Genomic DNA, 13,721 nt, shown 5'->3' on the forward strand with positions numbered 1-13,721 from the left:
GACGCACGACGGATCGCGCAGCAGTTTTCAGTAGAGTCGCCCCGCAGGTCGTAGTTGCGACAAGACCGACATCTCAAACCATGAGGACTGGTCACGTGAAGGCTCTCGTACTGTCCGGAGGGGCCGGCACCCGCCTGCGTCCCATCACCCACACCTCGGCCAAGCAACTGGTGCCGGTGGCGAACAAGCCCGTGCTGTTCTACGGCCTGGAAGCCATCGCCGAAGCGGGCATCACCGAGGTCGGCATCATCGTGGGCGACACCGCCCAGGAGATCCGCGAGGCGGTCGGCGACGGTTCCCGGCTCGGCATCGCGGTCACGTACATCCCGCAGGACGAGCCGCTCGGCCTCGCCCACGCGGTGCTGATCGCCCGTGACTTCCTGGGGGACGACGACTTCGTCATGTACCTCGGTGACAACTTCATCGTCGGCGGGATCACCGGCCTGGTGGAGGAGTTCCGCACGGACAGGCCCGATGCGCAGATTCTGCTGACCCAGGTGCCGAACCCGACCTCCTTCGGGGTCGCGGAACTCGACGCCCACGGCCGGGTCGCGGCCCTGGAGGAGAAGCCGAAGGAGCCCAAGAGCGATCTGGCGCTCGTCGGCGTCTACCTCTTCACCCCCGCGGTCCACGAGGCCGTCCGCTCGATCGAGCCCTCCTGGCGCGGCGAGCTGGAGATCACGCACGCCATCCAGTGGCTGATCGACCAGAAGCGCGACGTCCGCTCCACCACGATCCGCGGCTACTGGAAGGACACCGGCAACGTCACCGACATGCTGGAGGTCAACCGGACCGTCCTGGAGACCATCGAGCCGTCCCACGAGGAGGCCGAGGTCGACGAGGAGAGCGAGATCATCGGCCGGGTACGCATCGAGGCGGGGGCCAAGGTCAGCGGCAGCCGCATCGTCGGGCCCGCGATCATCGGCGCCCGGTCGGTGATCAGCGGCGCGTACGTCGGTCCGTTCACCTCGGTCTCCGAGGACTGCCGGATCGAGGACAGCGAGATCGAGTACTCCATCGTCCTGCGGGGCGCCTCCATCGCCGGCGTCCGCCGCGTGGAGGCGTCGCTCATCGGACATGACGTCGAAGTGACCCCCGCGCCGCGTTCCCCGTCCGCCCACCGACTCGTGCTCGGCGACCACAGCAAGGTGCAGATCTCTTCATGACCACCAACATCCTGGTGACCGGCGGAGCCGGCTTCATCGGCTCGCACTACGTGCGTACGGTGCTCGGCCCCGAGGGCCCCGGCGAGATCGCCGTCACCGTCCTCGACAAGCTCACCTACGCGGGCAACCCGGCCAACCTCGACGAGGTGCGCGACCACCCCGGCTTCAGGTTCGTACAGGGCGACATCTGCGACCCCGAGCTGGTCTCCGAGCTGATGGCCGAGCACGACCAGGTGGTGCACTTCGCCGCCGAGTCCCACGTGGACCGCTCCATCGACGGCGGCGCCGAGTTCGTCCGTACGAACGTCGTGGGCACCCACACCCTGATCCACGCCGCGCACCTGGCCGGCATCAAGACCTTCGTGCACATCTCCACCGACGAGGTCTACGGCTCCATCGACGAGGGCTCCTGGCCCGAGACCGACCCGCTCGCGCCCAACTCGCCGTACTCCGCGGCCAAGGCGTCCAGCGATCTGATCGCGCTCTCCTACCACCGCACCCACGGCCTGGATGTGCGGGTGACGCGCTGCTCCAACAACTACGGGCACCACCACTTCCCCGAGAAGGTCATCCCGCTGTTCGTCACGAACCTGCTGGATGGCAGGACGGTCCCGCTCTACGGCGACGGCGCCAACGTCCGTGACTGGCTGCACATCGACGACCACGTCCAGGGCATCGAGCTGGTCCGCACGAAGGGCCGGGCCGGCGAGGTGTACAACATCGGCGGCGGCACCGAGCTCTCCAACAAGGAGCTCACCGGCCTGCTGCTGGACGCCTGCGGCGCCGACTGGGACACCAGCGTCACCTACGTCGAGGACCGCAAGGGCCACGACCGTCGCTACTCGGTCGACTGCACCAAGATCCGCGAGGAGCTCGGCTACGAGCCCCGCAAGGACTTCCGCACCGGACTCGCCGAGACCGTGCGGTGGTACCGCGACAACCGCTCCTGGTGGGAGCCGCTGAAGGGCCGGGCCGCGCTGTGAGCGCCGTCTGGCTCGTCACCGGAGCCGCCGGGATGCTGGGCCAGGACGTCCTGGCCCGGCTCGCCGGTGAGGACGTCACCGCGGTCGCCGCGGACCGGGCGGCCATGGACATCGCGGACCCCGGGTCGGTGCGCGCCGGCTTCGAGAAGCATCGCCCCGCCGTCGTGGTGAACTGCGCCGCCTGGACCGCTGTCGACGACGCCGAGTCCCAGGAGGACGCCGCGCTGCGGGTCAACGGCACGGGCCCCGAGGTCCTCGCCGCGGCCTGCCTCGAACACGGGGCCGTCCTCCTCCAGGTCTCCACCGACTACGTCTTCGCCGGGGACGGCGAGAAGCCGTACGCCGAGGACGACCCCACCGGACCGCGCAGCGCCTACGGCCGCACCAAACTGGCCGGAGAGCGGGCCGTGCTGGACACCCTTCCTGACACCGGTTACGTGGTCCGTACCGCCTGGCTGTACGGCGCGGGCGGGGGAAACTTCGTCCGTACGATGATCAAGCTGGAGGGCGTCAAGGACACCCTCGACGTGGTGGACGACCAGCGCGGACAGCCCACCTGGACCGTCGATCTGGCCGACCGGCTGGTCCGGCTCGGACAGGCCGCCCTCGCGGGCACCGCGCCCGCCGGCGTCTACCACGGCACCAGCGGCGGCGAGACGACCTGGTTCGGCTTCACCCGGGAGATCTTCCGGCTGCTCGGCACCGACCCGGAGCGCGTCCGCCCCACGACCAGTGAGGCCTTCGTACGGCCGGCAGCCCGGCCCGCTTTCAGCGTGCTGGGACACGACCGCTGGGCGGCGGCCGGGATCGAATCGATCCGGGACTGGCGGGCGGCGCTGGAAGAGGCATTTCCGGCACTTGTCACAGCACAGAGATCGTGATCATCGAATGATCGTATTGGCGGTCGACTCCATTTGAATTTCAAAGAAATGAACAACGAAGGTTTACATAGGGGAGAACGCTTACATCACAGCGCGGTCATGGGGTAACTTCGCCGGGGACCAGACCAGTTGGTTTTCTCCGAAGGGCTGCTCCACGTGAACCGCCATGACTTTCTGCGTCATTTGCACCGTGTCTACCGTCCTCGCAACTATTTGGAGATCGGGGTCAACGACGGCAGGAGCCTGGCCCTCTCGCGAGTGCCCTCCGTCGCCGTCGACCCCGCCTTCAGAGTGGTGACGGACATCAGTTGCGACGTCCACCTGGTCAAGGCGACGAGCGACGACTTCTTCGCCCGCAAGGACCCGCTGCTGCACCTGCGCAACGGCCGCAACCCGTTCCGCGCCCTGGCCCGCCGCGACCCGCTCAATGTGCTCGGCGGCGACCCGAAGCTGGAGCTCGCCTTCATCGACGGCATGCACCTCTTCGAGTACGCCCTGCGTGACTTCATGAACGTCGAGAAGCACTCCCGCTGGTCGAGCGTGATCGTGCTGGACGACATGCTGCCGCGCGATGTCGACGAGGCGGCCCGCGACCGGCACACCAAGTACTGGACCGGCGACGTGTACAAGGTGGTGCAGGTGCTGCGCCGCTTCCGCCCCGATCTGGTCGTCGTCGAGGTGGACACGGCGCCGACCGGAGTCGTCGCCGTGTTCGGCGCCAACCCGGAGAGCGACGTCCTGAAGAACGCGTACGACAAGATCATCGAGGAGTACGTCGTTCCCGATCCGCAGGACGTTCCCGACGAGGTTCTGGTGCGCAAGAACGCCGTCCAGCCCGAGACACTGCTCGGCGCCGACTTCTGGCCGGCCCTGGCACGCGCACGCAACCTGCGCCGCCCGCGCTCGGCGTTCGCGCCGCTGCGCAAGCGCATCGAGGCCGTGACGGGCTGAGCCCGGACCCGGACCGTACGAAGCCCCCGTGATCCGTACGGACCACGGGGGCTTCGGCGAGCCCTTGGCTCAGCCGCGGGCGCGCAGCTCGGCGTAGTAGGCCTGGCAGTCCTCGTAGGAGGGCAGCAGGCCCTGCGCCTCGGCCTCGGCCAGCGAGGGGGCCGCGGCGTCCTTCTCGGACAGCAGCGGGGTGATCCCCTCCGGCCACTCGATGCCGAGCTCGGGGTCGAGCGGGTTGACGCCGTGCTCGCGGCCGGGCGCGTAGCCCTCGGAGCAGAGATAGACGACCGACGCGTCGTCCGTCAGGGCCATGAAGGCGTGGCCGAGCCCCTCGGAGAGATAGACGGCGTGATGGTCCGCGTCGTCGAGGCGGACGGCCTCCCACTGCTTGTACGTGGGGGAGCCGACCCGGATGTCCACGATGACGTCGAGCACCGCGCCGCGTACGCACTTGACGTACTTCGCCTGGCTCGGCGGCACATCGGCGAAGTGGACACCGCGCAGGGTGCCCCGGCCGGAGACGGAGAAGTTGGCCTGCGCGAGCTCAAGCGTGTGCCCGACGGCGTCGCTGAGTTCCGACGCCTTGAACCACTCGTGGAAGCTGCCGCGACTGTCCGGGAAGACCTTGGGTTCGTGCACCCAGGCCCCTGTGATGGAGAGCTGCCGCATGCGATCACGTCCTTGTTCCGATGTGTGTGGTGCTGGTGCAGACGGGACCGCCGCGTCAGCGGTCACGACGGATGCGCGGGTGTGGATCAGCCGGCGAGGCGGGCGGCGAGGCGGCGCGCGCGCTTCCGGCCCTGCGGGGGGAGCCTGCGCACGACGGGCCCACCGACCGTGCGCAGGGCGCGATGCAGAGTCGCCTTCCGGCGTTGCGCGACCACGCCGACCATGACCGTGTCCGCGGCCGCGGGCAGCTTTGGATCCAGTTGGATCCTGCCGCCCTTGCTGACGGTGACGTCGCAGAGACTAAGTACGGGGTCCTCCGCGCCGTCGAGCCGGACGGAGAGTTTCCAGGCGCCCGCTGCGACGCGGGGAGCGCGGCGGGGCACGATGAGGTGGGCCCGGCCCGTTGCCGGGTGCAGCACGGTGGGCAGCGTGTGCACGACCGAGCCGGTGCCGTCGGCCGGGCTCAGAACCAGTTGGGCGTCCGAGGCGACGGTGGTGGTGGCGGTGAACAGCTCCAGCCGGAGTTCGGGCCGACGGCCCGGGGTCCGCAGGACCGTACGGCCGTCCAGATAGGCGGCGAGCTTCTTGCTGCGGCGGCCCGCATCGAGCGTGAGGTTGCCGTGCGGGTCGGTGAAGTACGGGATGACGGCACGGGCGGGCGAGCCGAGCGATGCCGGCAGGCAGGCGGGGTCCACGTCCGGATCACGGTCGGCGCCCAGCCTGGCCTTGCGGACCAGGCCCAGGCCGCGCAGCGGCACCCAGATGTCCCAGAAGCCGCGGGAGACCCGACCGCGGCCCTTGACCGCCTCCGAAGTGACATGGCCGTGGCCGTGCAGGACGATCTCGCAAGCCCCGTCGCCGAGTTCCTCGACGCGCGTGATGAACGTCGCGGGGCAGGGCCACTCGACGGCCGTCTCGCGGTTGCGCAGGGCCAGCTCGGCGGAGAAGCCGTCGAAGTCATCGGTGACGTCCAGGAGTTCGTTCTCCGCCAGCAGCCCGCCGCCGATGTCCGGGTGCAGGAAGTAGCGGCCGTCCTTGCGCAGCAGCTTCACCGGCGCCTCGTCGTCGCCGTGGACCAGCCGCGCGGTCACGGTCAGGGCGACGCGGCCGTCCGGCTGCCAGGCGAACTCCTCCAGACGGGCCGACGCCTTGACCGAGCCGGCGAACCGGGCGATCCGGAGCAGCCCCTCCCGGTCGTCCCTGCGCAGGAGCGTGGACCGGGTCCGCAGCAGCGGACCGAGGCCGTCGTGGGCACCGTCACCCATGAAGTCGATGGCCAGCGGCCTGATCGCGTCGCACATTTCTTCGAAGAACTCGGGCTCGTACGTGACCACCGCGGGTTCGCTGAGCCGACTCAACATCTCGACCCGGTAGAAGCGGCGGAGCAGCAGATCCCGGAACCGGCCCGGCTCGGTGTTGGCCACGACGACGTCCAGGACTTCGCGGAGGTTCCCGTAATAGTTGGCCGGGACGATCCTGGTCGACCCGGCGTTCTTGCCGTCGTCGCGCCGGGAATAGAAGTAGCAGGTGTAGTTGCCGAGGATCGAGACGACCTCGGCGGGGAAGTACGCCTGCATCATGTAGAGCTGGTCTTCGAGCCGGCGCTTGCCCTCGGGGTAGGCGATCTTGTTCTCGCGGAGGAACTCCGTACGGAACATTTTGTGCGGCGTGAGGCTGTCGTAGAGGGGCGCGTCGCGCAGGGTGCACTTCTCGCGGTTCTTCTTGAACACGCCGTGCGGCACACCGCGGAAGTTGCTCGCCACCTTGCCGATGACGATGTCCGAGCCGTTGCGGTGCCCCATCTCGTAGAGCCGGCGCAGGGCATCGGAGGCGAGATGGTCGTCCTGGTCGACGAACTGGACGTACTCGCCCTTCGCTTCGGCCACACCGATGTTGCGGGGCTTTCCGGGCCATCCGGAGTTGGGGATGGTGATCACCCGGAAATGCGGGTGGTCCACCGCCAGCTTTTCGAGCCGTTCGGGGGTGTCGTCGGTGGACCCGTCGTTCACGAAGAGAACTTCGAAATCCTCCGCGGGGAGGGACTGTCTCAGGAGGGAGTCGATGCAGGGGTCGATGTACTTGCCCGGGTTGTATACCGGAATGACGACACTTACTTTGACTGGCATCGATGCTGTCCCATGTCTGGTAGGTCCCTGGAGATGGTGGCAGATACGGGGCCGACACTGCCACTGCCGAATGTGGGGGAGAGCCGTCGCCACGCACCCTATCGGCTGTTAGATGAGCGAGACGTTCTGATGGTTGCACCAGCCGGCGCGCATTGATATTCCCCGTCTCATCGCCGGGGGCGGGTGCATGGCGTCGAGAAGTTGATCATTTGATATGTGTAATGAATGTGACTGCCGACGCGGCTGTCGATCTCACTGGCAGAGCGGCAGAGCGGCTGGGTGGCCGGGCGGAGACGGGAACGGGACCGTCCCTGCGTCCACGGGGCGAAACGCACGGGCGCCTCTTCCCCCGCTCGCGTAGATTGCGAGGTCTGGGCGAGGCCGAATCATTGGGGATGTACGTGTCAGGGGCAAGGCAGGGCGTCACAGAGGCCCGCAGGATCGTGGTCAAGGTCGGTTCCTCATCCCTCACCACCGCGGCGGGCGGCCTCGACGCGGACCGCGTCGACGCGCTCGTGGACGTACTGGCCAAGGTGCGAAGCGGCGGGGAGCGCGAGATCGTGCTCGTCTCCAGCGGCGCCATCGCGGCCGGACTCGCCCCGCTCGGCCTGCACCGCCGGCCCAAGGACCTGGCCAGACAGCAGGCGGCGGCCAGCGTCGGCCAAGGACTGCTCGTCGCCCGCTACACCGCCTCCTTCGCGCGTTACGGCGTACGCGTCGGCCAGGTACTGCTCACCAGCAACGACACCAGCCGCCGCGCCCACTACCGCAACGCCTACCGCACCCTCGACCAGCTGCTGGACATGGGCGCGCTGCCGATCGTCAACGAGAACGACACCGTTGCCACCGACGAGATCCGGTTCGGCGACAACGACCGGCTCGCCGCGCTCGTCGCCCATCTCGTCCGCGCCGATCTGCTGGTCCTCCTCTCGGACGTGGACGGCCTCTACGACGGCGACCCCAGCAGGCCGGGCACGTCGCGGGTCGCCGAGGTGGCCGGCCCCGAGGACCTCGCGGGCGTCACCATCGGCAGCGCCGGGAAGGCGGGCGTCGGCACCGGCGGGATGGTGACCAAGGTCGAGGCCGCCCGGATCGCCACGGCCGCCGGAGTCCCGGTCGTCCTCACTTCCGCGAGCCGGGCCGCCGACGCCCTGGCCGGACGTGACACCGGTACGTACTTCCACCGCACCGGACGCCGTTCGGCGGACCGGCTGCTCTGGCTCGCCCACGCCTCCACCCCGCAGGGCTCACTGACCCTGGACGACGGGGCCGTCCAGGCGGTCGTCGAGCGGCACAGCTCGCTGCTGCCCGCCGGAATCGCGTCGGTCGAGGGCGAGTTCAGCGCGGGCGACCCGGTGGAACTGCGCGACCTCGAAGGCCGCCCTGTGGCCCGCGGGCTGGTCAACTTCGACGCCAAGGAGATCCCGCAGCTGCTCGGCCGCTCCACCCGCGACCTGGCGCGGGAACTCGGTCCGGCATATGAGCGCGAGGTCGTACACAGGGACGATCTCGTCGTCCTGCACCCCTGACAGACCCCCTGAAACGGCTGAAAGTCCAGCCTCAGGACGGAGACCTTCACCAAAACCGCCCCATTCTCGGCCGCGGACTGGTCAACTTTGTAACGGGGACACAGCGGGGTACAGCACAGCGAACGCATTCACAGGAGGCCGCCGGTGAGACGAGCGCGCCCGGGGGCGCCACCCCGAGGAACGGGTGGCCGGGCCCTGACCAGCGTGGGAGCAGGTGCCGGCTTCGACGGGAGCCGGTCCGTGGACCGCAGGGACGACCGGACCACCGGACCCGAGCCGACGGCGGCGGGGGAGGAACGCACCCCGTCGAGACTCTGGCACATCACGCTCAGTGTCTCGGGCGCCGCGATTCCGCTGAAGGAGGTCAGACGCGGTCTCGAACAACTCGCGCACGACCACCCCTTCCTGTTGACCAGCCGATACGCCGACGACCGCGCGGAGATCCGGTACTGGGAGGAGGCGCGCGATCTGCACGACGCGGCGGCTGTCGCGCTGCGGCTGTGGGGAGAACACCGCTCCACCGCCGGGCTTCCGCCCTGGGAGATCGTCGGCCTGGAGGTCATCGACCGCGAGACGTACCACCAGCGCGTCGCCGAGGGATACGGGCCGCCCCCGGCGGCCCCGGTCGGCGTCCACCCGTACTGAGCGCGGAGAAGGTCCCGGGGAGACGGCTCTGGACAGTTGTCTCGCATCACGGGATACGTGACGGATGCCCGCAGTGTGCGCACTACTCTGCGGGCATGACCACGCTCTCGCCGTACGACAACATGTCCCCGGTCGCCCAGGCCGCCTACCGGGCCCGCTCCGCCGCCGCCGACATCGCGCCGCTGCCGCGCGCGGCGAAGGACGACGCGCTGCTGGCGATCGCGGACGCGCTGGAGGTGCGGACGGCCGAGATCGTCGAGGCCAACGCCGAGGACGTCGCCCGCGCCCGCGAGGCCGGGACCAGCGAGTCGATCGTCGACCGGCTCACCCTCACCCCGGAGCGGATCCGCGCCATCGCCGCCGACGTGCGGGACGTGGCGGCGCTGCCCGACCCGGTCGGCGAGATCGTCCGCGGCTCGACCCTGCCCAACGGCATCGACCTGCGACAGGTCCGGGTGCCGCTCGGCGTCGTGGGGATCATCTACGAGGCCCGGCCCAATGTGACGGTCGACGCCGCGGCCCTCTGCCTGAAGTCGGGCAACGCCGTCCTGCTGCGCGGCTCGTCCTCGGCGTACGCCTCCAACGTCGCGCTGGTCCGGGTGTTGCGCGACGCGGTCGGTGGATCCGGTCTCCCGGCCGACGCGGTGCAACTGGTGCCGGGCGAGAACCGCGATTCGGTACGGGAACTGATGCGGGCCCGCGGCCTCGTCGACGTCCTCATTCCGCGCGGCGGTGCCTCGCTGATCCGTACAGTGGTCGAGGAATCAACCGTTCCGGTCATCGAGACGGGCACCGGAAACTGCCATGTGTACGTGGACGCGCAGACCGATCTCGACATGGCCGTCGACATCCTGATCAACTCCAAGGCGCAACGCCCGAGCGTCTGCAACGCGGCCGAGACGCTCCTGGTCCACAAGGACGTCGCCGCGCAGTTCCTGCCCCGCGCCCTGGACGCGCTGGCCGAGGCCGGGGTGACCGTGCACGGCGACGAGCGAGTCCTCGAACACGCCGAGGGGTCCAAGGCCACCGTGGTGGCGGCCACGCCGGAGGACTGGGAGACCGAGTACCTCTCGTACGACATCGCCGCGGCCGTCGTCGAGTCGCTGGACGCGGCGGTCGCGCACATCCGGCTCTGGTCCTCCGGGCACACCGAGGTGATCGTGACCACCTCCCAGGCCGCGGCCCGACGCTTCACCCAGTTGGTGGACTCCACGACGGTGGCCGTGAACGCTTCCACCCGCTTCACCGACGGCGGTCAGTTCGGCTTCGGTGCCGAGATCGGCATCTCCACGCAGAAGCTGCACGCCAGGGGCCCGATGGGGCTGCCGGAGCTGACCTCGACGAAGTACATCGTCACGGGCGACGGCCACGTGCGGTGACTGTCCGGGTGCGGTGAATGTTGCGGGCTCCCTGCCCAGAACGACCCGGCGGGGCTAGTCTGGGGCCGTGCCGGACGACGTGGGGGGCAGGCCGTTCCCGGACGGCTGGGAGCCCGACGACGACCGCGGGGGCGCGGACGAGGACTTCGCCTCCGTGGTGTTCGACGAGGACTTCGTACGGGCCGCCGCGTTCCATGAACCCACCGCGGTGGAGCGGCTGCTGGCGGCCGCGCAGGCGCGCGCCGAGGCCGAGGCGTCCCGTGCGCGGGCGGGCGGCGGCCCGCTGGACGACGAACTCCACGACGAGAGATACGGGCCGGGCGGCCTGTACGGCCGCGGGAGCGCCTATGGCGACCCGCTGGACCCGGACGACGACGCGTACGGCAGCGGCCCTTACGGACGTCACGGCGGTGTTCTGCGCCCCTACCGGGGTGCGGCGCGCTGGCACCGGCCGGTGGCGTGGCTGCTCGCCGTGCTGATGGGCATCGGAATGGTCGCGCTGGCCTTCAGCGCCGTCTACCGCAACACCTCGGGCAGCCGTCAGGACCCCGCCCCGCCGCCCGCCACCACGGGCGTGGACAGCGCCCCGGGACCCGTTCCCAGCGCCATCCCGTCGACCTCGGTCGGACATCTCCGTCCCACGGTCTCGGCGGTTCCCCGCACCGGCTGAGGACGTGGGTCCCGTCGGCGGAGATTCCGGCCCGACGACGCGTCTCCCGCGGAGGCCCGCGCATGGCGCGTCTCCCGCGCGACGCGCATGGCGCGCCCCACGTGGGCCCGCCGCGCCCGCGTTCCCAGGGCCCCACGACGTTCTCCGGCTCCTGCTCCGACCGTCAGGAGAGCGTTCGGAGGGCGGCTCCCCGGGCTCCGGGGCAACTCTCTGGTGGTTCCCTTGCTGCTCGGCGTTTACCCAGGTCCCAATCGACCTACCCTGAAGGTGTGACCCCTCTCTCCGAGGGGGCTTCTCACTCGTCCGTATGCGTAGGCGTGCGACGTCATGCGAGTTCATGACGGGCGGGCCCTGTCCGAAGCCATTCGGCCGAAGCAGAGCGAAGCGTTTCGGCCCCGGTCGGTGACGTGGAGTCGGGAGAAGTCATGGCAGACCGCGGAGAACCACCAGAAGGTCCGCCCGAGAACGCGCCGGGCGGCGGTGAGGACGAGTACAGGTCACTCGTCTTCGACGAGTCGTTCGTGCGTGCTGCCCGGCTGAAGGAGTTCTCCGCCGAGGAGCGCATGGAGGACCATGCCCGCGCCGTACGCAGTCTTCCGCCCCGGAGCCTGCGAGCGGGCTCCAGGGCCGTCATCGCCCTGGTCCTCCTCATCGCCCTGGCCTTCGGAACGGCCGTGTACATGGGCTTCCGCCACCCCTACCCCGCGCCCGTCGGCCGAAGGGCCGAGTTTCTGAGGTCGACCGTCGTACCCCTGGCACCCCGGGACGCCGTGCCTGGCGGAACCGCTGCCGGCCTCCTCGCGCGGAGCCCCGCCGCACAGTTCGCACATGGTGCCGCAGGCATCAATCTGCCGGCGATCCGGGGGACGGACCACTTCTCGGACAGCGAGGTGGCGGCGGCCCTGACCACGGTCAAGGACTACCTGGTGGCGTCCTCGCTCGACCCCGACGTCCTCACCGGAAACGCCGTGCGGCCGGTGGAACTCCTGCTCGACCCGGACCAGATGGCTCAGTTCAACCGCAGTATGAGCCGACCGGACGACGACGGACAGCACGCCGCGACCGGCTGGCTGGTCCGGTTCGACCCGGCGAAGGTGGCGCTGGCCGGTCCGGACATACGGGTCCGGGGCACCCTGAGCTACACCGAGACAGGGTCCGACACCCTGGAGGTGGTGTCCGACCACACCTTCACCTACACGCTCCGCCCGGCCACCTCGGGGCCCCAACGTGCGGGCGGTGCCTCGCTCTTCACGGTGCGGCGCGAGCTGCACTTCCGCTTCGACCGGGAAGACCTGCGGCTGCACCGGCTGGAGCTGCGCACCAGCTACGTCCAGGCCGGACCGGAGGCGTGCCCGACGGACACCACCGGTGCGCTGCGGCCGCTGCTCGCCGGGCAGCGGGGCCCCTCTCAGGGTCCCGCGGGCACCGACCCGTACGCGACGGGCCGGCCCACGGCGGCGGTCTGCGGGATGCTGGCGGTCAGCTCTCCGGGGACCCCGGCTCAGGCTGATCAGGGTTCCGGGGCTCCTCCGGCCGCGCAGAGCCCGCGGAGCCGTCCGTAGCGCCGCCCTTGCCGGTGGCTCCGCCGCCCTGGCCGGTGAATTTGTCGCGGAGCTTGCCGCCGAGGTCCCCGGCGCCGCCCGCTATGTCGCCGACCAGCTTCATCAACGGATCCTTGCTGGTCCGCACCGAGTCCGCGTAGTGGGCCGCGGACTGGCGGAAGGAGTCCGTCACCGAGGTGTCCTTGTCCTCGTCGCGCCGCGGGTAGTGACCGTCCATGATCCGCTGGTAGTCGCGGGTCTCGGACCACTTCTTCAGCTCGGCGGCGCGCACCGTGGTGAAGGGGTGCGAGCGGGGCAGCAGATTGAGGATCTTGAGCACGGAGTCGCGCAGATCGCCGCCCTTCTCGTACTCGTCGGCCTGGGCGAGGAAGGCGTCCACATTCATCTCGTGCAGATGATTGCCGCCCGCGATCTTCATCAGACCGCGCATCGATGCCTGCAGGTCCTGGCCGACGAGCAGTCCCGCCCGGTCGGCCGACAGCTCCGACTTGCGGAACCACTCGCGCAGCGCCGTCACGATCGCCATGATCGCCACATTGCCGAGCGGGATCCAGGCGACCTTCAGCGCGATACTGGTGAGGAACAGCAGGATCGTGCGGTACACGGCGTGGCCGGAGAGGGCGTGCCCCACCTCGTGGCCGATGACGGCCCGCATCTCCTCCTCGTCGAGCAGCTCCACCAGCCCCGTCGTCACCACGATGATCGGTTCGTCGAGACCGATGCACATGGCGTTGGGCTGCGGGTCCTGGTTGACATACATCGGCGGGACCTTCTCCAGGTCCAGGATGTAACAGGCGTCCCGCAACATGTCGTTGAGATGGGTGAACTGCGCGTCGCTCACCCGGACGGAGTCGGAGAGGAAGAGCAGTCGCAGGCTGCGCTCCGGCAGCAGACCGCTCAATGTCTTGAACACGGTGTCGAAACCGCTCAGCTTGCGCAGGGCCACCAGGGCCGAGCGATCCGCCGGGTGTTCGTAGGCCCGGGACGAGATTCCGGCGAATCGCCTGCGCTGCCTGCTCGGCACGCTCTCGTGACTCTCGTGGCTGCGTTCGGTCATGAATTGGGCCCCCTGTTCGTACGAGACGTCGCTCGCCCCCCTGACAAATCCCAGCGTAGGTGCTGGGGCTACGGTGTGCGGGGGGCTGTGGATAACTGAGGAG

The 13,721-nt window shown here is 69.7% G+C and carries 12 protein-coding genes; 9 read left to right on the plus strand and 3 right to left on the minus strand.

All coding sequences use genetic code 11. From position 1 onward, the window contains the following. Nucleotides 1-95: 95 nt before the first annotated feature. From ACZ68L_RS09715 to ACZ68L_RS09730, 4 genes are all read left to right on the plus strand, one after another. On the plus strand, nucleotides 96-1,166 hold the full coding sequence (locus ACZ68L_RS09715) for a glucose-1-phosphate thymidylyltransferase (protein WP_469575649.1): 1,071 nt from the start codon (nucleotides 96-98) through the stop codon (nucleotides 1,164-1,166). Next, the gene (gene rfbB / locus ACZ68L_RS09720) at nucleotides 1,163-2,149 is read left to right on the plus strand and encodes a dTDP-glucose 4,6-dehydratase (RefSeq protein WP_469575652.1); all 987 of its coding nucleotides are present in this window, start codon (nucleotides 1,163-1,165) and stop codon (nucleotides 2,147-2,149) included. The genes ACZ68L_RS09715 and rfbB overlap by 4 nt, the downstream gene beginning before the upstream one ends. Then, the gene (rfbD, locus tag ACZ68L_RS09725) at nucleotides 2,146-3,030 is read left to right on the plus strand and encodes a dTDP-4-dehydrorhamnose reductase (protein WP_469575654.1); all 885 of its coding nucleotides are present in this window, start codon (nucleotides 2,146-2,148) and stop codon (nucleotides 3,028-3,030) included. The genes rfbB and rfbD overlap by 4 nt, the downstream gene beginning before the upstream one ends. Nucleotides 3,031-3,186: 156 nt before the next feature. After that, nucleotides 3,187-3,981, plus strand: a complete 795-nt coding sequence (locus ACZ68L_RS09730; RefSeq protein ID WP_469575656.1) for an O-methyltransferase — start codon at nucleotides 3,187-3,189, stop codon at nucleotides 3,979-3,981. A gap of 69 nt (nucleotides 3,982-4,050) precedes the next feature. Here ACZ68L_RS09730 and rfbC read toward each other — a convergent pair whose 3' ends face one another. Next, nucleotides 4,051-4,650 (minus strand): dTDP-4-dehydrorhamnose 3,5-epimerase, encoded by a 600-nt coding sequence (gene rfbC, locus ACZ68L_RS09735; RefSeq protein ID WP_469575657.1) that lies wholly within the window; start codon nucleotides 4,648-4,650, stop codon nucleotides 4,051-4,053. An 86-nt stretch (nucleotides 4,651-4,736) separates the two neighbouring features. After that, complete coding sequence (locus tag ACZ68L_RS09740) at nucleotides 4,737-6,776, minus strand: glycosyltransferase family 2 protein (protein WP_469575658.1); 2,040 nt, start codon at nucleotides 6,774-6,776, stop codon at nucleotides 4,737-4,739. Between the two features lie 395 nt (nucleotides 6,777-7,171). Between ACZ68L_RS09740 and proB the strand changes: the two genes are divergently transcribed. The 5 genes from proB to ACZ68L_RS09765 all read left to right on the plus strand — a co-directional run bounded on the left by proB (nucleotide 7,172) and on the right by ACZ68L_RS09765 (nucleotide 12,561). Next, nucleotides 7,172-8,305 (plus strand): glutamate 5-kinase, encoded by a 1,134-nt coding sequence (gene proB, locus ACZ68L_RS09745; protein ID WP_469575660.1) that lies wholly within the window; start codon nucleotides 7,172-7,174, stop codon nucleotides 8,303-8,305. A 144-nt stretch (nucleotides 8,306-8,449) separates the two neighbouring features. Continuing rightward, a complete protein-coding gene (locus ACZ68L_RS09750) occupies nucleotides 8,450-8,950 on the plus strand; it encodes a hypothetical protein (protein WP_469575661.1) in 501 nt (166 codons plus the stop codon). Nucleotides 8,951-9,045: 95 nt separating this feature from the next. Next, entirely contained in the window at nucleotides 9,046-10,329 is a 1,284-nt protein-coding gene (locus ACZ68L_RS09755) for a glutamate-5-semialdehyde dehydrogenase (RefSeq protein WP_469575663.1), read from the plus strand. 67 nt (nucleotides 10,330-10,396) lie between these two features. Then, on the plus strand, nucleotides 10,397-10,999 hold the full coding sequence (locus ACZ68L_RS09760; RefSeq protein WP_469575665.1) for an SCO2584 family spore wall biosynthesis protein: 603 nt from the start codon (nucleotides 10,397-10,399) through the stop codon (nucleotides 10,997-10,999). Between the two features lie 425 nt (nucleotides 11,000-11,424). Beyond that, nucleotides 11,425-12,561 carry an SCO2583 family membrane protein gene (locus ACZ68L_RS09765; RefSeq protein ID WP_469575666.1) on the plus strand — a complete coding sequence of 379 codons (1,137 nt, stop codon included), beginning with the start codon at nucleotides 11,425-11,427 and terminating at the stop codon, nucleotides 12,559-12,561. Here the strand turns inward: ACZ68L_RS09765 and ACZ68L_RS09770 are convergent. Beyond that, nucleotides 12,479-13,618 (minus strand): M48 family metallopeptidase, encoded by a 1,140-nt coding sequence (locus tag ACZ68L_RS09770; protein WP_469575668.1) that lies wholly within the window; start codon nucleotides 13,616-13,618, stop codon nucleotides 12,479-12,481. The two genes, ACZ68L_RS09765 and ACZ68L_RS09770, sit on opposite strands and share 83 nt — an antisense overlap. Nucleotides 13,619-13,721 lie beyond the last annotated feature (103 nt).

The organism is Streptomyces sp. NPDC104309 (assembly GCF_055584025.1).

What these genes read in the sequence shown, in the direction of transcription:
- ACZ68L_RS09755 (WP_469575663.1), top strand. Translation starts at nt 9,046, where the DNA reads ATGACCACGCTCTCGCCGTACGACAACATGTCCCCGGTCGCCCAGGCC.
- proB (WP_469575660.1), top strand. Translation starts at nt 7,172, where the DNA reads ATGTACGTGTCAGGGGCAAGGCAGGGCGTCACAGAGGCCCGCAGGATC.
- rfbB (WP_469575652.1), top strand. Translation starts at nt 1,163, where the DNA reads ATGACCACCAACATCCTGGTGACCGGCGGAGCCGGCTTCATCGGCTCG.
- ACZ68L_RS09765 (WP_469575666.1), top strand. Translation starts at nt 11,425, where the DNA reads ATGGCAGACCGCGGAGAACCACCAGAAGGTCCGCCCGAGAACGCGCCG.
- ACZ68L_RS09770 (WP_469575668.1), bottom strand. Translation starts at nt 13,618, where the DNA reads ATGACCGAACGCAGCCACGAGAGTCACGAGAGCGTGCCGAGCAGGCAG.
- rfbC (WP_469575657.1), bottom strand. Translation starts at nt 4,650, where the DNA reads ATGCGGCAGCTCTCCATCACAGGGGCCTGGGTGCACGAACCCAAGGTC.
- ACZ68L_RS09740 (WP_469575658.1), bottom strand. Translation starts at nt 6,776, where the DNA reads ATGCCAGTCAAAGTAAGTGTCGTCATTCCGGTATACAACCCGGGCAAG.